At 52.3% G+C, this 19,899-nt stretch carries 21 protein-coding genes and 3 tRNA genes; 10 read left to right on the top strand and 14 right to left on the bottom strand.

All coding sequences use genetic code 11. The annotated features are described in order from the left end of the window. Positions 1-10 precede the first annotated feature (10 nt). The gene (locus NSCA4_RS0105650) at positions 11-823 is read right to left on the bottom strand and encodes a competence/damage-inducible protein A (protein ID WP_016687232.1); all 813 of its coding nucleotides are present in this window, start codon (positions 821-823) and stop codon (positions 11-13) included. 89 nt (positions 824-912) lie between these two features. Between NSCA4_RS0105650 and NSCA4_RS0105645 the strand changes: the two genes are divergently transcribed. The 4 genes from NSCA4_RS0105645 to NSCA4_RS0105630 all read left to right on the top strand — a co-directional run bounded on the left by NSCA4_RS0105645 (position 913) and on the right by NSCA4_RS0105630 (position 3,300). Next, positions 913-1,299: a hypothetical protein gene (locus NSCA4_RS0105645; protein ID WP_016687231.1), complete on the top strand. Its 387-nt coding sequence runs from the start codon at positions 913-915 to the stop codon at positions 1,297-1,299. 159 nt (positions 1,300-1,458) lie between these two features. Beyond that, entirely contained in the window at positions 1,459-2,802 is a 1,344-nt protein-coding gene (gene argG, locus NSCA4_RS0105640) for an argininosuccinate synthase (RefSeq protein WP_016687230.1), read from the top strand. A gap of 74 nt (positions 2,803-2,876) precedes the next feature. Further along, positions 2,877-3,092, top strand: coding sequence for a DUF4177 domain-containing protein (locus NSCA4_RS0105635; RefSeq protein WP_016687229.1), 216 nt, complete (start codon positions 2,877-2,879; stop codon positions 3,090-3,092). Continuing rightward, a complete protein-coding gene (locus NSCA4_RS0105630; RefSeq protein WP_016687228.1) occupies positions 3,085-3,300 on the top strand; it encodes a hypothetical protein in 216 nt (71 codons plus the stop codon). The genes NSCA4_RS0105635 and NSCA4_RS0105630 overlap by 8 nt, the downstream gene beginning before the upstream one ends. An 89-nt stretch (positions 3,301-3,389) precedes the next feature. Here the strand turns inward: NSCA4_RS0105630 and NSCA4_RS0105625 are convergent, their stop codons facing one another. The 3 genes from NSCA4_RS0105625 to NSCA4_RS0105615 all read right to left on the bottom strand — a co-directional run bounded on the left by NSCA4_RS0105625 (position 3,390) and on the right by NSCA4_RS0105615 (position 6,208). After that, positions 3,390-4,829, bottom strand: a complete 1,440-nt coding sequence (locus NSCA4_RS0105625; protein WP_016687227.1) for a surface lipoprotein assembly modifier — start codon at positions 4,827-4,829, stop codon at positions 3,390-3,392. 123 nt (positions 4,830-4,952) lie between these two features. Continuing rightward, a complete protein-coding gene (locus tag NSCA4_RS0105620) occupies positions 4,953-5,693 on the bottom strand; it encodes a Slam-dependent surface lipoprotein (RefSeq protein ID WP_016687226.1) in 741 nt (246 codons plus the stop codon). Positions 5,694-6,132: 439 nt separating this feature from the next. After that, a tRNA-Phe gene (locus NSCA4_RS0105615) sits at positions 6,133-6,208 on the bottom strand. A gap of 219 nt (positions 6,209-6,427) precedes the next feature. Here NSCA4_RS0105615 and NSCA4_RS0105610 point away from each other — a divergent pair. Continuing rightward, a complete protein-coding gene (locus NSCA4_RS0105610) occupies positions 6,428-6,700 on the top strand; it encodes an oxidative damage protection protein (protein WP_029609564.1) in 273 nt (90 codons plus the stop codon). A gap of 236 nt (positions 6,701-6,936) precedes the next feature. Here NSCA4_RS0105610 and NSCA4_RS0105605 read toward each other — a convergent pair whose 3' ends face one another. Both NSCA4_RS0105605 and NSCA4_RS0105600 read right to left on the bottom strand, forming a co-directional pair. Continuing rightward, positions 6,937-7,542: a nitroreductase family protein gene (locus tag NSCA4_RS0105605; RefSeq protein WP_016687225.1), complete on the bottom strand. Its 606-nt coding sequence runs from the start codon at positions 7,540-7,542 to the stop codon at positions 6,937-6,939. Between the two features lie 95 nt (positions 7,543-7,637). After that, entirely contained in the window at positions 7,638-8,039 is a 402-nt protein-coding gene (locus tag NSCA4_RS0105600; protein WP_016687224.1) for a DoxX family protein, read from the bottom strand. 122 nt (positions 8,040-8,161) lie between these two features. On the opposite strand from NSCA4_RS0105600, the gene NSCA4_RS0105595 reads away from it, so the two are divergent. Then, complete coding sequence (locus tag NSCA4_RS0105595; RefSeq protein WP_016687223.1) at positions 8,162-9,058, top strand: LysR family transcriptional regulator; 897 nt, start codon at positions 8,162-8,164, stop codon at positions 9,056-9,058. 75 nt (positions 9,059-9,133) lie between these two features. Here the strand turns inward: NSCA4_RS0105595 and NSCA4_RS0105590 are convergent, their stop codons facing one another. The 4 genes from NSCA4_RS0105590 to NSCA4_RS0105575 all read right to left on the bottom strand — a co-directional run bounded on the left by NSCA4_RS0105590 (position 9,134) and on the right by NSCA4_RS0105575 (position 13,353). Then, entirely contained in the window at positions 9,134-9,565 is a 432-nt protein-coding gene (locus tag NSCA4_RS0105590) for a plastocyanin/azurin family copper-binding protein (protein ID WP_016687222.1), read from the bottom strand. A 169-nt stretch (positions 9,566-9,734) separates the two neighbouring features. Then, positions 9,735-10,502, bottom strand: a complete 768-nt coding sequence (locus NSCA4_RS0105585; RefSeq protein ID WP_016687221.1) for an ABC transporter ATP-binding protein — start codon at positions 10,500-10,502, stop codon at positions 9,735-9,737. Positions 10,503-10,512: 10 nt separating this feature from the next. Next, the gene (locus NSCA4_RS0105580) at positions 10,513-11,559 is read right to left on the bottom strand and encodes a FecCD family ABC transporter permease (RefSeq protein WP_016687220.1); all 1,047 of its coding nucleotides are present in this window, start codon (positions 11,557-11,559) and stop codon (positions 10,513-10,515) included. A gap of 678 nt (positions 11,560-12,237) precedes the next feature. Next, positions 12,238-13,353, bottom strand: a complete 1,116-nt coding sequence (locus NSCA4_RS0105575) for an ABC transporter substrate-binding protein (RefSeq protein WP_016687219.1) — start codon at positions 13,351-13,353, stop codon at positions 12,238-12,240. Positions 13,354-13,622: 269 nt separating this feature from the next. On the opposite strand from NSCA4_RS0105575, the gene NSCA4_RS0105570 reads away from it, so the two are divergent. Then, on the top strand, positions 13,623-14,459 hold the full coding sequence (locus NSCA4_RS0105570) for an ATP-grasp domain-containing protein (RefSeq protein ID WP_016687218.1): 837 nt from the start codon (positions 13,623-13,625) through the stop codon (positions 14,457-14,459). Between the two features lie 93 nt (positions 14,460-14,552). Here NSCA4_RS0105570 and NSCA4_RS0105565 read toward each other — a convergent pair whose 3' ends face one another. Then, positions 14,553-15,206, bottom strand: a complete 654-nt coding sequence (locus NSCA4_RS0105565; protein WP_176621473.1) for an HAD-IA family hydrolase — start codon at positions 15,204-15,206, stop codon at positions 14,553-14,555. Positions 15,207-15,358: 152 nt separating this feature from the next. Between NSCA4_RS0105565 and NSCA4_RS0105560 the strand changes: the two genes are divergently transcribed. Beyond that, positions 15,359-16,363: a quinone-dependent dihydroorotate dehydrogenase gene (locus NSCA4_RS0105560; RefSeq protein ID WP_016687216.1), complete on the top strand. Its 1,005-nt coding sequence runs from the start codon at positions 15,359-15,361 to the stop codon at positions 16,361-16,363. A 236-nt stretch (positions 16,364-16,599) separates the two neighbouring features. Here NSCA4_RS0105560 and NSCA4_RS0105555 read toward each other — a convergent pair. The 3 genes from NSCA4_RS0105555 to NSCA4_RS0105545 all read right to left on the bottom strand — a co-directional run bounded on the left by NSCA4_RS0105555 (position 16,600) and on the right by NSCA4_RS0105545 (position 18,103). Beyond that, positions 16,600-16,675, bottom strand: a tRNA-Ala gene (locus tag NSCA4_RS0105555). Positions 16,676-16,681: 6 nt separating this feature from the next. Continuing rightward, positions 16,682-16,758, bottom strand: a tRNA-Met gene (locus NSCA4_RS0105550). 187 nt (positions 16,759-16,945) lie between these two features. Further along, a complete protein-coding gene (locus tag NSCA4_RS0105545; protein WP_029609563.1) occupies positions 16,946-18,103 on the bottom strand; it encodes a class I SAM-dependent methyltransferase in 1,158 nt (385 codons plus the stop codon). A 351-nt stretch (positions 18,104-18,454) separates the two neighbouring features. Between NSCA4_RS0105545 and mraZ the strand changes: the two genes are divergently transcribed. Both mraZ and rsmH read left to right on the top strand, forming a co-directional pair. Continuing rightward, positions 18,455-18,910 (top strand): division/cell wall cluster transcriptional repressor MraZ, encoded by a 456-nt coding sequence (gene mraZ / locus NSCA4_RS0105540; protein WP_016687214.1) that lies wholly within the window; start codon positions 18,455-18,457, stop codon positions 18,908-18,910. Continuing rightward, on the top strand, positions 18,907-19,860 hold the full coding sequence (gene rsmH / locus NSCA4_RS0105535) for a 16S rRNA (cytosine(1402)-N(4))-methyltransferase RsmH (protein WP_016687213.1): 954 nt from the start codon (positions 18,907-18,909) through the stop codon (positions 19,858-19,860). Before mraZ ends, rsmH begins: the two co-directional genes overlap by 4 nt. Positions 19,861-19,899 lie beyond the last annotated feature (39 nt).

Here is a 19,899-nt window from a genome sequence, read left to right as displayed (position 1 = left end):
ATCCTGCGCTTCAAGCCGGCGTATCTTTCAACTCCGCGCCCAAATCCTTCAGGCGCTGCAATACCTCCGCCCACGCCTGTTCTAAAGATCGGCACGCCTCGCCTTCCGCCTTGATGCCGAACTCGATATGCGGTTTGACCGCCGTTCCGTTTGCATTTTGCCAGCCGACGCTGGGCAGGCTGTAAGAGCGCACGCCCGGGTAGGTGCGTTCGACGTATTCCATAATCGGGGCGACGCGCGATTCGGGCTGACCGAATACATACACGCTGCGGCTGCCGCGTTCGGTTTGGTTGAAGCGGTCGGCGTAATAAGTATCCAAAACCCATTCCGCCATCGGGTGCGCCATCACGGGGAAGCCGGGGAAGAAATAATGTTCGCGGATGGAAAATCCGGCGATGTTGTTGAACGGGTTGGGTACAAGCTCTGCGCCTGCGGGAAAGTCCGCCATTTTCAGGCGTTGGGCGTGTTCGGGGGCGTCGAGCGGTTCGCCGCGTTTCAGGGTAACGGCTTCGATGAACTTGGCGGCTTCGGGATGGCGGACGACGGGCAAATCCAAAGCGGCGGAGGCGGCTTGGCGGGTATGGTCGTCAGGCGTAGAGCCGATGCCGCCGGTAACGAAAGTCGGCAGGTCGTCTGAAAAGCTGCGGCGCAGTTGTTTAATCAACAAATCAGGTTCGTCGGGCAAGTATTGCACCTGATTGAGCTTCAGCCCGCGCGATTCCAGCAGGGATTTGAAAAAGGCGAAATGCTTGTCTTGGCGGCTGCCGTGCAGGATTTCGTCGCCGATGATGATGAGGTTGAACAAATGCTGTCGGTCTTTCATAATCTTTCCTTCTGCTTAAAGGCTATTCATGATTTCCCATGATTACTGTTCCAATATTGCTTATTAGGTGCAACGGATAGGAGAGACTCATGTTTGTAATCGGCATTTTTGCGTTTTTCATGTTCATTATCAGCCTTTTTGTGTGTACGTTTGTGCTGATTATTCAGTATTTGATTATTCGCCGTAAAATTCATCAAGACAAACGTGCAGTCAATTTTCGCGCCAAATATGCTACGCTTTCCACATTTTTTATACAATGGGTTGTTCTGAGCGCATTCAGCTCCTTACCTGCAAACCGTATGATTTTTTCACTGGCAGTCTTTACGGATATTTTACTTGGTTTTTTGTGGTTGTTTTTTGTTGCAACCAATGCAGATGAAATGTGGCGTTTGACTGGGCAAAAAGGCTACTTGTTGTGGCCTTTGGCAGCTGCTTCGGTTTGGGCAGCATGCTTCATTGTATTCAGCTACGGATAGCGTCTCAATAATTGCGGACAAATGCCGTCTGAAAACCTGAATGCTTTTTCAGGCGGCATCAAACTAGATTATCTCATCTATTTATAAGATAATAAGTTCAAATCATGTGCAGAGCGGTTTGCCTCGTTCTGCTTTTATTTTTAGTCCGAAGGATTCCCCATGAGTCAAAGCCATACCATTCTGCAATCCCTCCCCGTCGGTCAAAAAGTCGGCATCGCCTTCTCCGGCGGTCTTGATACCTCTGCCGCGCTTTTGTGGATGAAACTCAAAGGCGCGCTGCCTTATGCCTACACTGCCAACCTCGGTCAGCCCGATGAAGACGACTACAACGCCATTCCCAAAAAAGCGATGGAATACGGCGCAGAAAACGCCCGCTTAATCGACTGCCGCGCGCAGTTGGCACATGAAGGCATCGCCGCCATCCAATGCGGTGCGTTCCACGTTTCCACCGGCGGCATCGCCTACTTCAACACCACGCCTTTGGGCCGCGCCGTTACCGGCACCATGCTCGTTTCCGCCATGAAGGAAGACGACGTCAACATCTGGGGCGACGGCAGTACCTACAAAGGCAACGACATCGAGCGTTTCTACCGCTACGGCCTACTCACCAATCCCGCGCTGAAAATCTACAAACCTTGGCTCGACCAACAATTTATCGATGAACTCGGCGGCCGCCACGAAATGAGCGAATTTCTGATTGCCAACGGTTTCAACTACAAAATGTCGGTTGAAAAAGCCTATTCCACCGATTCCAATATGCTCGGCGCGACGCATGAAGCCAAAGATTTGGAATTCCTCAACAGCGGCATCAAAATCGTCAAACCCATCATGGGCGTTGCCTTCTGGGATGAAAACGTCGAAGTCAAACCCGAAGAAGTCAGCGTGCGCTTTGAAGAAGGCGTCCCCGTTGCACTAAACGGCAAAGAATACGCTGACCCCGTCGAACTCTTCCTCGAAGCCAACCGCATCGGCGGCCTCCACGGTTTGGGGATGAGCGACCAAATCGAAAACCGCATCATCGAAGCCAAATCGCGCGGCATCTACGAAGCACCGGGCATGGCGTTGTTCCACATCGCCTACGAACGCTTGGTTACCGGCATCCACAACGAAGACACCATCGAACAATACCGCATCAACGGCCTGCGCCTCGGTCGTCTGCTCTATCAAGGCCGCTGGTTCGACAGCCAAGCCCTCATGTTGCGCGAAACCGCCCAACGCTGGGTGGCCAAAGCCATTACCGGCGAAGTAACCCTTGAATTGCGCCGCGGCAACGACTACTCGATTCTGAACACCGAATCGCCCAACCTGACCTACCAACCCGAACGCCTGAGTATGGAAAAAGTCGAAGACGCCGCGTTCACCCCGCTCGACCGCATCGGTCAGCTCACCATGCGCAACCTCGACATCACCGACACCCGCGCCAAATTGGGTATCTACTCGCAAAGCGGTTTGCTGTCGCTGGGCGAAGGTTCGGTATTGCCGCAGTTGGGTAATAAGAAATAAGGTTTGCTGTTTTGCATCATTAGCAACATAAGGGATGGTCTGAAAAGATGATCCCTTATGTTAAAAGGAATCCTATGAAAGAATACAAAGTCGTCATTTATCAGGAAAACCAGTTGTCCAGCCTGGTTTTCGGCGCAGCCAAAGTCAATCCTGTCAAATTCAGCGCGTTTCTCAACAGCCAAACCTCTGAAGGCTGGCGTGTCGTTACTATGGAAAAAGATCAACGCCGTATGCTGCTGTTTTTTGTGCGTGAAGCCTATCTCGTCATCTTGGAGCGGGAACGTGTTTAAGCTCGGCGTTTATGCCTGTCTCGGGCTGTTCGTCGGCTGGGTATTGCTGCTGATTTTGCAACTTTGGTTTTCTTTTATCGAAGCAGAATTGTTCATCAAAATCACCCTGACCATGGCGGGGCTGTTTGTCATCATCCTCGCCGCCTTGCTGGTGTTCGGTCAGTATTTTTCCGAAAAGAAAATGAAAGATGACGGGTTTATCAACTGATGCGTCTCCGGACAAAACTGCTTTCAAAACATAAAAAAGGTCGTCTGAAAACTGAATTTCAGACGACCTTTGTGTTTCTGCGTCCCGCGTTAGAACGATTTGACCAGCGACAGACCGACTTCGTTTTGTTTGTAGCTGTACAGCCAGTCGGTATTGCCGTGGACGCGGCGGTGTTTGTAGCTGAGGACGGGTTTGAGGCCGGCGAATTTCCAGCGGTCCGCGCCTATGCTGAGGCGGTAGGTTTGCTCTTTGTCGCGGCGGCGTTGTTCGAGTACGGCGTTTTCTTCGCGGTGGCTGCGGATGCCGAAGGTGGCGGAGGCGGAGGCGTCGAAACCGGCTTCAAACATTTTTGCCGCGCCCAGCCGTGCGGAGATGAGGCGGTAGCTGTCCACCGGTTCTTTGGCTTTGCGCTGCTGCCAGTCTATGCCGCCGTAGAGCATGAGGTCGTTGCGCGGGAAGTAGGACAAGGTGTTGTAAACGGAGATGAGGTTGCCGTCGAGCAGGCGGGTTTTGTCGGAATAGGAGAGGTGTTTCCACTCGGCTTCGGTGTTCCACGTCCAGCTGCCTTTGTCGAGGTTCCACTCGCTGCGTACGCCGTAGGCGCGGTTGAGGGTTTTGCCGCCGCTGCCGTTCCATTCGACAAGCGGGGCAAGGGCGAAGGTGTGGCGGTGGTTTTCAAACTGATAGCCTGCGCTGAGGTTGAGCGTGTGTTCGTTGGAGTCTTTATGGTCGCGGTAGAAGCGGCCGTAGCCGAGCGCGCGGGCGGCGATGCCGTGGTGTCCTTTAATCTGCCAGCGGCGGACGGCGGCGGCTTCGTATTTGATGCCGTTGGCGGAAATGGGTTTGTCGCCTGAAAATTCTTCCCAACATTCGCTGTCGATTTCGGTTTTACACCACGTTTTGCCGCTGGCTTCGTTGATGTTGCTGTTGTGGACGGCGCCGACGGAAAGACTGCCCTGCCAGCTTTGGCGTTGGTTTAAGGAATCGCGGAAATGTCCGATGTTTTCTTTGACGGCTTCGGGCAGGTCTTCGTTTTGAAGGCGCATAAATTCGGAAGTGGCTTCGCGGTTCAGACGACCTTCAAAGAGCAGGCGGGCGTAATCGAGCCGTCCGCGCGTGAAGTCGGGGTGGCGTTGCAGCAGGGTTTCGTAGTCTTGTTTGGCGGCTTTCCATCTGCCTTCGCCGCGGGCGAGCGAGGCGCGGGCAAAGAGGGCGATGTCGGGGTCGTATTCGGTTTGCTGTGTATAACGTTCAAGCAGCGGGCGCACGGTCTGCCAGTCGCTGTGGTTGACGGCGTTGAACAGGGCTTCGCCTTGGTCGGCTTCGGGATCGGTTTCGGCTGTCTGCCCGATGTTTTCGGAGGGAATGTCGAGGCGGTATTCGCGCACTTTTTGTTCCTGTTCTTGCATGGTTTGGCGGGTGTTCTGCCACAGGCGTTGCGCGGTACGGTCGTCTGAAAAGTCAGAACGGGGCGCGGCAAGGACGGGGGCGGCGAGAAACAGGAGAAGGCAGGCAGACGGTTTGTACATGGTGTCGGCTTTCCGGTCGGCGGTTTTCAGACGACCTTGAGAAGGTTGGCGGGCTGGTGTTTAAAAAAGCCTGCGTGAAGCAGGCTTTCATTTTACTTAACTCATTTTACTTAGCTAGGGATTTTAGCGTTTTACACCGCCGTATGCCGTATCCAAGTTGCGGTCGGTTTTAAATTTGGCAACACCGGCCAGCGCGCTTGCGTTGTGACCGAAGAAGTGGCCTTCGGTTTTACCGAAGTGGCCGTTGGCGCGGGCATAGCCTTCAAACGATGCGCTGGATGGTTTGATGCGGGCATGGACATCCATGTTTACCGCGTTGTTTCTCATAGAACCCGCCAAGACGCGTTGACCGAAGTCTGCGCGCAAAGTACCCACCATCGGGTTGTTGCCGGTGTAGTTGTTGATACCTTTAACTGCGTAGTTGGCTACGCCTGATACCGGCATAGAGGTAGCGCGTTTGTCGCCTGAGTAGAAAACGCCGCGGTTGGTGCCTTTAACGTATTCTTTACCGACCCACTCGCCGTAGTACACTTCAGAGCCGCCGCTCTTAATGGTGTCAAATGCATAGTGACCGAGGTTTTGGCGGTAGTATGCGTCGTTAACCTGTACGGTTTTCACGCCGTTACGGTCTACATTGCCGGGCATATGGTTCACGTTGGTGTAGTACACGCCTGAACGGTAGGCAGCGTGTTTCATCACTTTTTCGCCTTCGGCTTCAGATGCGGGTTTGCCCCATTTTTTGCCGTATTTGTGGTTTTTGTAACCATAATCAAACGGGTTGTAGTAATCGTTGGCGGCAAATACGCCTGCGCTGAATAAAACAGCCAAAACAGCAGCGGTGGTTTTTTGCAGATTCAGTTTCATGATACTCTCCTTAAAAGAAAACGATGGTGGGAAAAATAATGTTCTGTCAGTGTGAGCAGATTATCGTTCGTTATGTGAGGAGACTTGTTTTTCTTTTGTCTAGATGTCATTCTAGGCTGGGAGTGTTAGAGGAGAATTAGCGGATGTTTTGGAGAACGTTGGAATGAGATAAGAATAGGATAAGAATGTTTGTTTTTAGTTAAGAAGCATAGTAAACACGGTTGGCGTTGGCGCACGCTGCAATTTAATCTGTCCTTATATATAGAATATATAGAGATGTTTTGGTGATGGATTAATTGAAATGATTTATAAAGAAGAGAAAAGGTCGTCTGAACATTTCTTTCGGCGGAACCTGCAGAGCTTGTTTCAGACGACTTTTGAAATTGAGAAATAATATCTAGGAAATAGGTAAAAAATAACCGCCAAAGGCGGTTTGTTTTGGTGGCCAGAGGCGGAATCGAACCGCCGACACACGGATTTTCAATCCGTTGCTCTACCAACTGAGCTATCTGGCCTTCGCTGTTTCGTTGCGAGATGTGCATTAAACCAAAAACGGCGTTTTAACGCAAGGTTTATTTCGATGCGCCGTATATTATTTTTATAAATATATGTTTTATATTGGATTAAAAAGCAGCCTATTTGGCAGGTTTTTTCTGTTTTTCGCAGCCTTTCCTATAAATAGGCAATACGATAAAATACGCGCTGTCTGAAACACCATTATGAAGGAAGCCGCCATGACCCGTATGGTTCACTGCGTCAAACTCGGCAAAGAGGCCGAAGGTATGAAATTTCCGCCGCTGCCCAACGAGCTGGGCAAGCGTATTTTTGAAAATGTGTCCCAAGAGGCTTGGAATGCGTGGACGCGTCATCAAACCATGCTGATTAACGAAAACCGCCTAAGCCTTGCCGACCCGCGCGCGCGCGAATATTTGGCGCAGCAGATGGAGCAGTATTTCTTCGGAGACGGGGCGGATGCTGTTCAGGGTTATGTCCCTCCGCAAGAATGAGCGCAAGCTGTTTTGAATGACAAAGGCCGTCTGAAACCTAAATTGGTTTTCAGACGACCTTTTTTATTAGTGGATTAACTTTAAACCAAGACGGCGTTACCTCGCCTTAGCTCAAAGAGAACGATTCTCTAAGGTGCTGAAGCACCAAGTGAATCGGTTCCGTACTATCTGTACTGTCTGCGGCTTCGTCGCCTTGTCCTGATTTAAATTTAATCCACTATAATGTTGATGGGCAATTATGCGCCGAACACTTTCAAACGGTTTTCCACCGGCTCGAAGGCTTTTTCACCGGCAGGCGCTTCGATGCCGCCGATGACCATTTGCGCGCGCAAAAGCCAGCTTTCGGGCAGATTCCATTCTTTGGCGATGGCGGCGTCGGGCAGCGGGTTGTAGTGTTGCAGGTTCGCGCCCACGCCGGCGGCGGCAAGTGTTGTCCAAAGGGCGTATTGCATCATCGCGTTCGCATGGTCCGCCCAAACGGGGAAGTTGGCGGCGTAGGCTGGGAACTGCTCTTGCAGGCCTTTGACGACGTTTTGGTCTTCAAAAAACAAAATGGTCGCCGCACCTGCTTTGAACAGGTTTAATTTTTGCGCGGTCGGCTCGAATTGTTCGGCAGGCACGATGGCGCGCAATGCGTCTTCAACGAATTGCCACACTTTGCCGTGTTCTTCGCCGAAGAGGACGACGACGCGGGTGGATTGCGAGTTGAAGGAAGAAGGCGTGTGCAAAACGGCGTGTTTGACGATTTCGCTGATTTCTTCGTTGCTGATAGGCAGGTTTTTGTTTAGCGCGTAAATGGAACGGCGGGTTTCGGCTGCTTGTTGCAAAGTTTGATAAGTCATTTTGTTTTTCCTTTGATTGATGTTTAATCAGTCGGCGGGTTGGGAAATGGATTCCCAAACCCGCTTTGTTTGTTTTCAGACGACCTTTGGGTACATCAGGCTTTGTCTTTGCCAATCAGGTTGTCCAATGCCAATGAGCCTCCGCCTGCTGCTGCGAGATAGAGGAACACGAAGCAGAACAAGACTGCCGATTCGCCGCCGTTGGCAAGCGGGAACAGCGCCGAACCTTGGGAGGCGTGTGCCATAAAGTAGGCAGCCGCCATCTGACCGGACAGGACGAAGGCGGTAGGACGGGTAAACATTCCGAAAATCAGCATGATGCCGCCGACGACTTCCAAAATACCCGCCACCAGCATCAAGCCTTCGGGCGAGCCGCTGCCCATGGCGGTCGGGAAGCCGAAGAATTTTGCCGTACCGTGTAAGAGGAAGAGGTAAGCAGTTACGATACGCAATACGGACAATAAAATAGGTTGGATACGGGCGCAGGTTGCAGACATGGCATACTCCTAATCAAAATGTAAGAACGGAATGAAAACTAATCTTATCTGGGCAGTATAGATAATTACTGCCAGTAGATATATACTGCTTTTATTGACACAACGTTTCCCAAAAAGAAAACATGGATACCCTGTTCAGCCTCAAAGTTTTCCGCCAAGTCGTCCAAAGCGGCAGCTTCACCCGCGCCGCCGAGCAGCTTGATATTTCCACCGCAATGGCGAGCAAACACGTCAGCCATCTGGAAAATTCGATTAAAGCCAAGCTGCTGCACCGCAACAGCCGCAACCTCCACCTGACCGAAGCGGGCGAAGAATACTACCGCCAATGCAGCTACGCGCTCGACACGCTCGACACCGCCGCGCAAAAGGCGGCAGGCGGGGCGGACACGCCGCAGGGTATGTTACGCGTGACCATGCCGCTTTGGTTTGCAGGCAATTTAATCAGCAACTGGCTGGCGGAATACCGCGAACGCTATCCCGAAGTCACGCTTGATTTGGTACTCGACAACCGCCACGTCGATTTGATTGCCGAAGGCTTCGACCTCGCCTTGCGCGTCTCAAAAACCCTGTCGCCGTCGCTTATTGTCAAACCGTTGGCGCAAATCCAATTCGTCCTGCTCGCCTCGCCCGACTATCTGGCAAAACACGGCAAGCCGCAAACGCCCGAAGAAGCCATGAGCCATCCCGCCATCCTGCCGTCCTACACCGACCAGCGCAATTTGGAAATCACACATCAGAAAACGGGCGAAAAAAGCATTCTGACGCTCAATCCGGTGATTCTAAGCGACAATACGCTGATGATCCGCGAATTGGTCAGGGCGGGCGCGGGCATCGCCTATCAGCCGCTGTGGGCGGTGAGACGCGATTTGGCGGAAGGCAGACTGGTCCGCCTGCTGCCGGACTATCGGGTGCGGGCCGATCAATTAAACGCGGTTTATGTGGACAGGGCGTTCTTAAGCGCGAAGGTGCGCAGTTTTATTGATTTTCTGAACGAGAAGATTTCGGCGGAAGGGCAATAAGGTCATCGTTCAAAACTAAAAAGGTCGTCTGAAAACGGAAAACGGTTTCAGACGACCTTTTGTTTGTTCGGCGGTTTATTTGACCTGCTGCATGTATTTTTTCAGACGACCCTTGCTCTGCATGGCGCGGTTTTCCAGTTCGTCCACAACGGCTTGCGCTTTGGCTTTGTTCACCGGTTTGCCGACCTGGATCACGCCGCTCATGTTCATCATGCGGTGCGGCGGGCAGGTATAGACATACACACCTTCTTTGTCGAGCTTGAGCGTGAAGTCTTTGCCGTCTTCGGAGAGGAAGTCGGCAACGCCGTCGGGCAGGGCTTTGCTTTGCACCCAGTGGCCTTTGTTGGCGGCTTTGAAGGTTACGGTGTCGCCGACCTTGGCGTTGACGTAGCCGGGTTCGAACACCATGCTGCCGTCTTTGCCGTTGTCGAGCATTTTGATTTCGTGGTTGGCGGCGTATGCGCTTAGGGAAGCAGTCAGCATCAGGAGGAAGAGGGATTTTTTCATGGAGAAAGTCCTTTCTAAGGATAAAAAAATATGGGGCGGGCTGATGAGTCGGAGAGGCAAGCCTTGGATTTACCGCCCTCTCCCTAATCCTCTCCCGCAGGAGAGGGGATAAATTGCAGGGAGTTTGCAGGCCGGATGCTCAAATCCGACATTTGCAGGAGCGGTTAAGTTACGCACTCTTCCGCATCGGGCGGATAACGGGCAGGCCTTTGCTGTCGTACAAAAGCTCGATGTCCACTTTGTACAATCTGCCGATCATGTCCGCCTGTAACACGTCCTGCGGCGCGCCCTGCGCCTGTACTTTGCCTTCGCCGAGCAGAATCACGCCGTCTGAAAACTGCGCGGCGAGGCTCAAATCGTGCAACACCATCAGCGTAACCAGATTGTGTTCGTGCGTGTATTGCACCACGCGCTCCAAGAGATTCAACTGGTGGTGCATATCCAGCGCGCTGACCGGTTCGTCCAGCATCAGGATTTCGGGGCGGCGCAGCATGACTTGGGCAAACATAACGAGCTGCCGCTGTCCGCCGGAAAGCCGCATAACGTCGCGGTGCGCCAGATGGCCGATGCCCAGCTCCGCCATGATACTTGCAGCTTCGTGCAGCAGTTCGTCGCCGACGTGCATGTGCAGCGCGTCCATGCGGCCGAGCAACACGACTTCCAGCGCGGTCAGCGAGGCTTCGGCGGCGGTGTCCTGCGGCATATAGCCTATGCGTTTGCGCCAGCTTTGCAGGTGGATTTTGCTCAACACTTCGTCGCCGTAGCGGATGGTGCCTTTGTGCGTCACTTCGCCGAAAATCGTTTTCATCAGCGAGGATTTGCCCGTGCCGTTCGGGCCGAGCACGGAATAGACTTTGCCTTGTTCCAGCGTCAAATCGATATTGTCGGCGACCACATAATCGCCGCGCCGGATATGGACGTTTTCAAGTTTCAACATTTCAGACGACCTACCGTTTCGTTAACACAATCCAGAAGAAGAACGGCACGCCGACAAACGACGTAACGATGCCCACCGGAAACAGCGCACCGGGGATAATCACCTTGGACAACACGCTCGCCACCGATAAAAACGCCGCTCCCGCCAGCATCGCGCCGGGCAGGAAGAAACGTTGGTCTTCGCCCAAAAGAATCCGCGCCACATGCGGAGCGACCAATCCAATAAAGCCGATCACGCCGACGAAACTGATGGCCGTTGCCGTCATCACCGCTACCAATACCAGCGTTTTCAGTCGCAAAAGTTGCAGATTGATGCCCAGCCCGACGGCGCGTTCTTCGCCCAGGCGCAGCGCAGTCAGCTTCCACACATCGCGCGAAAGCAGAAACACGCATACCGCCGTAACCGCCGCCGTAACGATGACCGTTTCCCAAGTCGCCTTGGTCAGGCTGCCGAACAGCCAAAACAGGATCTGCTGCGAAATCTCAGGCGCGGCGATAAACTGAATCAGCGACAGAATCGACTGAAACAGAAACAAAAGCGCAATCCCCACCAACACCAGCATCGCCGAATTAAAGCGGCGCGCCGAGGCAAACAGAAACAAGATGCCCGAAGCCAGCATGGTCATCACAAACGCACCGATGGGGACGGCGACCGTTTCAGGCAGCCCGAAACCGCCGAACGCAATCACCGCCGACGCGCCCAAACCCGCCGCCGCCGCCAAGCCCAGCGTATAAGGGCTGGCCATCGGATTGTTCAAGAGCGTTTGAATCTCCGCCCCGCCGACACCCAAAGCCGCACCGACCACCAGCGCCATCACCGCAATCGGCAGGCGCAAATCCATCACAATCAGGCGGTTCATCTCGTCTGTTTCGGGTTTGCCCAGCAAAACATTGACCACTTCGCCGACAGGCAGCGTGTCCGTCATCGCAGGGCCGGTGGCGATGTCGAATAGAAAACTGACCGCCGCGATGATTAAAAACATCAAAACAATCAACCAACGCTTGCCTTCCAACTTGCGCTGGTTCCTCACAATCTCGGCGACAACCGACTCATTCATTTTTTAAGCCTTTGAAATTAAGGAACAAGGCCGGACATCCATGCCCAACCATCTCTTTTGTCTGTATCCGTTTTGAAGGGTGGTTTTTTGAAAATCGGGATAACGGCATTCCAAACGGCTTTGCCCTCTCCCTAACCCTCTCCCACGGGGAGAGGGAACAAATGGCAGGGAATCACAACAATGGTCGGATTTCAGTCATCTGTTCCCTCTCCCCGTGGGAGAGGGGGCAAATTGTAGGGAATCAAAACAATGGTTGGACTTCAGTTATCTGATCCCCTCTCCCCGTGGGAGAGGGTTAGGGAGAGGGCCAAAACAGTCAAACCCACCTGAAGCCCCCCACTCGGCACGACGGAAAGTCGTAGCGTGGGCTTCGCCCACGAAAACAGGAAACCCCATACCGCTTGCCATCATTTCCGTAAACATTACCCGTGGGCAAAGCCCACGTTACTTTCAGACGACCTTTCGTATAAAAAGGTCGTCTGAAACCCATAAGCCCGCCTTGCTGCCCTTTCGGATACAGATACAATCAACCTCTTACATCGATACAGCTTATTACCAGCCGTCATTCCCGCAAACATCACCCGTGGGCAAAGCCCACGCTACGGTTCTGTACAAAACCCACGCTGCTTTCAGACGACCTTCCGCATAAAAAGGTCGTCTGAAACCCAGAAGCCCGCCTTATTGCCCTTTCGGATACAGGTAGAACGTACCGTTCGGTACAACCGGCAGGTTTTGGCGGTAGAAGTCGATATAAGTCTTTTCAGGATTGAAGTCTTTGAACAACTGCGGATAAATCGCTTTGGCCATAAATTGAATCGATGCGCCGTCGGAGAGTGTGCGCGAATTGGCGTGGTAGGCGGCGTAGAGGCGGTTGTTTTTAATCGCAGGCAGGTTCGCCCAGCCGGCGCGTTTGGCAAAACCGGCCAAGCGTTTTTCCGCTTCGGCTTTCGGAATGCCCCAGCCCATCACCATGGCGGTCGGGCTTTTCTTCAATTCGGTTTCGCGACCGGTAATCACGATGACGTCGGGTTTGGCGGCGAGGACTTTTTCAGGATTGATCGGGCCGTAGAACTCGACCGAAGAAGCGGCGATATTGTTGCCGCCGACCAGCGTCGCCATCGAACCCCACATACTCTTGCCGAAGGTTACGCTGTGTTCCGCAGGGCCTTTGTTGCCGAACTCGACATACACTTTAGGCTTGGGCAGATTGGCTTTTTTCACGCGCGCTTGGATGGTATCGGCGATGCGTTTGTAGTCCGCCGCCAATTTGTCCGCCTTTTGTTGCTGGCCGGTCAGCGTGCCGATAAGTTTGGTCGATTGGATGTGTTTGGCGACCGTTTGCGCGTTGTAGTCCAACACCACAATCGGAATGCCCGCTTTGTTGATGCGGGCAAGGTCTGAACCCAGAGCCTTATACTGCCAATCCGCCAGAATCAGCAAATCGGGTTTCAACGCCAATACTTTTTCAACGGAGAACGTGCCGACTTCCACCTCGCCCACGTCGGCAAGCTGGTTCAGCTTAGGCACGGCTTTGCTGAACGCCGCCCAGCTCGGCGGCGCCCAGTCGGCCCAAACCGCTTTGGAGAAGCCGACCACATTATTCAGCGCGTCCTTGCCGCCGATGGCCATGTAGTCTTGATAATAAAAGCCCAAAACCACGCGTTTGGCGGGCAGGTCGACGGTTACTTTGCGGCCGTTGACATCGGTAATTTGAACCGGTTTGGCATGGGCGGCGGCAGTGCCGAATGCCAATGCGGCGGCAAGGGCAAGGGAGGAGAAGCGCGAAAGTTTCATTAGAGTAAAATCCTTTTAATAAATAATGTTATATATAATTTATATATAATTTATATATAAATAAGAATCTTTATTATTTATATGCGAGACTAATAGATTTAAAATAAACGGAAAAGTTCCGTTATTCAGGGAAGTTTTTATTACAAACGTGATGGTGTTTATTGTTCAGAAGACGCCTGCCGTTTGCCCGATAAAAGGTCGTCTGAAATATCAAGCAAAGACATAACCCCTTGTCAATATTATGTCATTTCATTTTTCGAAAGTCCGCCATGCTGACGATTACCACCTACCTCACCTACCCCGAGCCGCCGTCCAACCTGCTGCCGTTGGCGGATGCGCTGACACGGAACGGCATACCCACCGCCTTCGCGCCTTGGCAAAACCGCCCGAAATCCGCCTTTATCCTGCCTTTGTGCGCATGGGATTATGCGGCGGAGCCTGAAGCATTTGGGCAGTGGCTGACCGAAGCGGAAGCGTGCGGGCAAAGGTTTATCAACCCCGTCGGGCTGATGCGTTGGAACATGGACAAACGTTATTTGTGCGATTTGGCAGAATGGGGGGCGGACGTGATTCCGAGCGTGCAGACGTCGTCTGAAAAAGAAAAATTGGAAGACATTTTAAAAAATCGGGGCTGGCGGGAAGCGGTCGTCAAACCCGTTATCGGGCAGAGCGGACGCGGCGTGGCGAAAATCAGGGCGGGAGAAGTGTCGTTGAAGGCGGAGGATTATCCGAAAGGCGTCATCGTCCAGCCTTATATCCGCGAAATCGAAACGGCGGGCGAAACCTCGCTGGTGTTTTTTGACGGGCATTTCAGCCATGCCGTACTGCGTATGCCGCCCCAAGGCGAATGGCGCGCCAATTCCGCCTACGGAGTCGCCGTCAGCCCCGCCGCGCCGCCGGAAAAAGCAATCGAAACCGCATGGCAGATATTGGACATGCTGCCTGAAATACCGGCATACGCCCGCATAGACGGGACGCTGATCGGCGACAGGTTGCTGCTCAACGAATTGGAACTCGTCGAACCCGCCCTTTACCTGCATACCGCGGAAAACGCGGTTGCCGATATGGTGCAGGCGGTAAAGCGCGTTATCGCGGGCAGACGATAAAGAAGTTCATGCTAAAAGGTCGTCTGAAAACAAAGGTAGCGGGTTTTCAGACGACCTTTGTTCAAAATCAGAAAACGAAATGAAGACCACGCATTATAAACGCGCGATAAAGCCGGGCAGCTCGGACAAATCGTTCAAGATTGCCAAATTCGGCCGCGTTGCCAGTTGCGCGGCGGTATGCGCGCCGGTCGGTACGGCAACGGCAGGGGCTTTCGCATTTGCCGCCATATCCAAATCGTGGGTCGTATCGCCGACAATCAAAGTTTGCGAAGGCTCCAGCCCTAATTCGGAACATAAGGCAAAAACCATATCGGGCGCGGGTTTGGACGCATATTCGCTTGCGCAGGCGGTTGCCATCCAAAAATCTGCCGTCCCCGTCTGCATAATAGAACGGTCCAAACCCGTACGCCCTTTGCCTGTCGCTACGGCAAGCCAAAAGCCTTGTTGTTTTAAAGTGTTCAAACAAGGAATGGCTTCGGGGAACAAGGTCATATTGTGATTGTTCGGATTCAGATAATGCGCGGCATAGGTTTCTGCCAATTCTTCGCGCAGGTGTTCGCCCGCATTAGGCGCAAGGCGGAAGATGATTTCGGGCAGGCTGTAACCGATTAAGGCGCGGATGACATCCGCATCGGGGGCTTTTAAGCCGCAGTCGGCAAAACTTTGTTGGAACGTACGGATAATCGGGCGAGTCGTATCGGCAAGCGTTCCGTCCCAGTCGAAAATAATCAGTTCAGGCTTCATCAGAAATCCTTTCAGACGACGTTATCGATATGATTGTATAGCGGATTTTAAGACGGTTCAAAACGGCATTTCATTTGAAGATTTGTTTGGCTGGCAGGAAAATACGGCAGTTTCGGGTAAAATACGGCGGTTTGCCAATCATCCGAAAGAAACCCATGTATTCCCTAGCCCGCAGCCTGCTGTTCAAACTCGATGCCGAAAAAGCCCACCATTTCACCCTCGACGCGCTCGACAAAGTATACAAACTCGGTTTGCTTCCGATTTCCGACAACCGTACCAAGCCCGTCAAACTCATGGGCATCACCCTGCCCAATCCGGTCGGGCTGGCTGCCGGACTCGATAAAAACGGCGAATACATAGACGCATTGGGCGCGCTCGGCTTCGGCTTCCTCGAAATCGGCACGGTAACGCCCAAACCGCAGCCCGGCAATCCGCAGCCGCGCCTCTTCCGCGTTCCCGAACACCAAGGCATCATCAACCGCATGGGCTTCAACAACCACGGCATCGACGCCATGATTCAAAACATCGAAAAAAGCCGTTATCAAGGCGTGTTGGGCATCAACATCGGCAAAAACGCCGTCACACCCATCGAAAACGCCGCCGACGACTATTTAATCTGCCTCGAAAAAGCCTACGCACACGCAAGTTACATTACCGTTAATATTTCTTCGCCCAACACCAAAAACCTCCGCGCACTGCAAGGCGGCGACGAACTGAGCGCGCTGCTCGAAGCCCTGAAAAACAAACAGGCGCAGCTTGCCGCCGCGCACGGAAAATACGTCCCGCTCGCCGTCAAAATCGCCCCCGATTTGGATGAAGTACAAATCGAAGACATCGCCCACGTCGTCAAATCCGTCGAAATGGACGGCATCATCGCCACCAACACCACCATCGACAAATCAAGCCTCGGCAGCCATCCGCTCGCAGGCGAGCAGGGCGGTCTAAGCGGTCTTCCGGTGCGCGAAAAAAGCAACCAAGTGCTGAAAACATTGGCGGAACACATAGACGGCAAGCTGCCGATTATCGGCGTAGGCGGCATCATGAACGGTAAAGACGCCGCCGAAAAAATCCGTCTCGGCGCAACCGCCGTCCAAGTGTACAGCGGCATGATTTATAAAGGTCCGGCATTGGTGAAGGAATGTCTGGCAGTGTTGAAGTAAGCGCAATTTCCAACACGAAAGGTCTGAAACCCAAGATTGGTTTTCAGACGACCTTTTGTGTGAACATAAATGAATAAAAGAATAGATGCGGGTATGCAGATTGGTTTGACAATCGTTTTCAGTCTTTTCAATGAATATTGTATCGGCTGCTTATCAAGCTTTAAGGATAGGTAGATATATAAAGTAGGTAAATATATAAATAAAAAAGACCTTGTTTGAACAAGGTCTTTTTTATCTGGTGGAGGTAAGCGGGATCGAACCGCTGACCTCTTGCATGCCATGCAAGCGCTCTACCAACTGAGCTATACCCCCGAAATTTGGTGGCGAATCAGGGACTCGAACCCCGGACACAAGGATTATGATTCCTCTGCTCTAACCGACTGAGCTAATTCGCCGTTTCGTGAAGTCGCTATTATATGTTGTTTTGAGTTTTTGGCAAGTTTTATTTTGTACTTTGTGTTTTGTTTTTGTTTTTTAATGGAATAAAGCATAGATGAGGCCGTCTGAAACTGTGTTTCAGACGACCTGTGTATTTGGTCAGACGACCTGTGTATTTGGAGAGATGGTTTGATGTGGGGGATTTCAAAGTTTGTGGCAGATGTCGCCGAAGCAGAAACCTGTCCAGTCTATGTCGATGTTTTTGCCAAAAGCGATGACTTTGAAGAGTTCACCCATTTCGTGCTGGTCGGTCAGTTTTTGTACGGCAGTGCTGATGCGGAGGTAGTCTGCTGTGCCTGGGGGAGCGGTTTGTGCCAGCAGGTCGGTAATGTCTAGGTTGAATAGGAAATGGGACTGAGGCAGGTAGCCGATGAGATCTAGTCCACCGTCAGTGCCCGCTTGGGCAATGTCGGTAAAGTTGACATGTGCGGTCAGGTCGGTCAGACCGATATGGAAAAACGGATCGTGAACGGTGTGGTGGCGGTAGTGGGCGATGAGCGTGCCTTCGTCGCGTTGCGGGTGGTAATACTGGGCGGCGTCAAAGCCGTAGTCGATAAATATCATGCCGCCGCGTGTGATTTTCTGCGCTAGGGTGAGAATAAAGGCGTATTGGGCGGGGTGTAGCTCGCTGGTGTAGGGGTGTTCGGTTTCTGGAAAGTAGGTGGTGGCTAAACGGAGGAGGTCGGGTTGCTTCAAGGGTTGAGGGCTTTGTTCAAGCTGTCCGTCGGGGGTGATGGAGATGCCGATGTGTTGAAAGGTGTTTTGAGTGCAGCGGATGATTTCAACAGGCATGGCATCGAGGACTTCATTGCCGATGATGATGCCGTCGAAGGATTCGGGCAGTTCGGTCAGGTGGATGACTTTTTGTGCCAGTTGCGGGGTGGTGTGTTCGGCGATGAATTGGCGTTGGCGTTCGGCAAGCTCGGGGGAAAGTTCGATGATGTAGTAATGCTTGAGGTCGTCTGAAAGGCTTTTCAATAAGGTGGCGGCGAGATGTCCTGTACCTGCACCGAATTCGTAGACGTTGCCGGCGGTTTGCGGGAGGAGTTCGGCAAGTTGTCGGGCGAGAGTTTGTCCGAACAATGGGGTGAGGGTGGGGGCGGTAATAAAATCGCCGTCTGTACCGATTTTATGGCTGCCCCCGGTGTAGTAACCGTATTCGGGGGCGTAGAGTGCAAGCTCCATGAATCGTGAGAAAGGAATCCAGTTATTTTGGGCTTTTATTTCCTGTGTGACGATTTCAAATAGTTTGGAACTTGAGGCTTGCGCGGCAGGGGAGGGGAGGGGGAGGTGTGCCTTCATAACTGTTAGATAATGTAAAATTTGTGAATTTATTTGTCTATTATAACGTGAACAGAAAAGGGGCGTTTTTTCATTTTTTTATACCATATATTGTGTATAAATGAGATTTTTAATACTACATATTGTGTTTTTAAAAACCAAATCGGGTAAAGTGAGAGGTTTGGTTTGTGTGCTTGTTTGGTTAAAATACTGTTTTTTAATGATTTTGTTGTTGCATATGTACTGGGATTTTAAAGTAAGGCGATTTGACCGAGGCGTTAAAATTTTTTATAGTGTGGGCTAGTGGGGCGATGTGGGTAAAAGTGTCTGCATTGCCCAAAAAATTCCGATTTAAACCGATAGGACGAAATTGTGTTTGGTGGCGCTCACGAATTGAGTATTGACAGCAAAGGGCGGTTGGCAATTCCTGCCAAGTTCCGCGATATTTTGCTGCGCCATTATACGCCGTCGATTGTGGTTACTTTGGATTCCCGTGAAAAATTGTTGATGTACCCGGAAGCTGAATGGGCAAAGGTTGTCGAGCAGCTTTTGCGCCTGAAAACAGCGGGGAACCAGATGTTGCAGCGCTACCAAAATCTGCTGCTGCACAATGCGGATACGCTGGAATGGGATAGTGCCGGTCGTGTACTGATTCCTGCCAATCTGCGCAAACGGGTGGATTTCGAAAAAGACGTTACCTTGGTCGGTCGTGCCAACCGTTTGGAATTGTGGGGCCGTGATCAGTGGGAAGCTGAAATGACTCAGGCTTTGGATGACGATCCTGAAGAGTTGGCGTTCCAATTAAGTCAGACGGATTTGCAATTGTGAGTAATGCTGAATATCAACATATCACCGTTTTGTTAAACGAGGCGGTTGATGCTCTGGCGGTTCGTGAAGACGGTATTTATATGGATGGGACGTTCGGCAGGGGAGGGCACTCCCGATTGATTTTGTCCCGTCTGGGCAGTCAAGGTCGTCTGATTGTGTTCGATAAAGACCCGCAAGCGATTGACGCGGCGCAACAGCTGGCTGAGCAGGATGGGCGCGTTACAGTAGTCCATGACGGGTTTTCAAGTTTTCAGACGACCCTGGATAAGCTGGGTATTGAAGAAATAGATGGTGCGTTGTTTGATTTGGGGATTTCGTCCCCGCAGATAGATGACGGCGCACGGGGTTTCAGTTTCCGTTTTGATGCACCTTTGGATATGCGCATGGATCCGACACGCGGAATGTCTGCCGCAGAGTGGATTGCAACAGCATCGGAACAGGATTTGCACGAGGTTATCAAGAATTATGGTGAAGAGCGGTTTAGTCGCCAGATTGCGCGCGCCATTGTTGCGCAACGGACAGAAAGTCCGATCGATACAACCCGCAAGCTGGCGCAGCTCGTGGCGCAAAACGTCCGTACTCGTGAGCGGGGGCAAGACCCTGCGACGCGCACCTTCCAGGCAGTTCGCATCTTTATTAACCGCGAGCTCGAAGAGGTAGAGGCGGTTCTTCCTCAAGTGATGGGTCGTCTGAAACAGGGCGGGCGTTTGGCGGTTATCGCGTTCCATTCGCTTGAAGACCGCATCGTGAAACAGTTCGTTAAAAAGTATTCGCAACATCCTCCTTTGCCGCGCTGGGCGGCAGTAAAAGAAGCGGATTTGCCTCTGCCGCCGTTAAAAGCGGTGGGAAAGGCGATAAAGCCGGGTGTTGGGGAAACCGTCTCCAATCCGCGGGCGCGCAGCGCAGTTTTACGAGTCGCAGAGCGGACGGGCGGTGAGATTACAGAATAAGCATTACGTGGGGCAGGTGTCCTCGGAACAAACATATTG

Origin of the sequence: Neisseria sicca 4320 (assembly GCF_000193735.1) — a bacterium.
Classification (GTDB): Bacteria; Pseudomonadota; Gammaproteobacteria; order Burkholderiales; family Neisseriaceae; genus Neisseria; species Neisseria sicca_E.
This window is presented reverse-complemented; position numbering and strand designations above follow the sequence as displayed.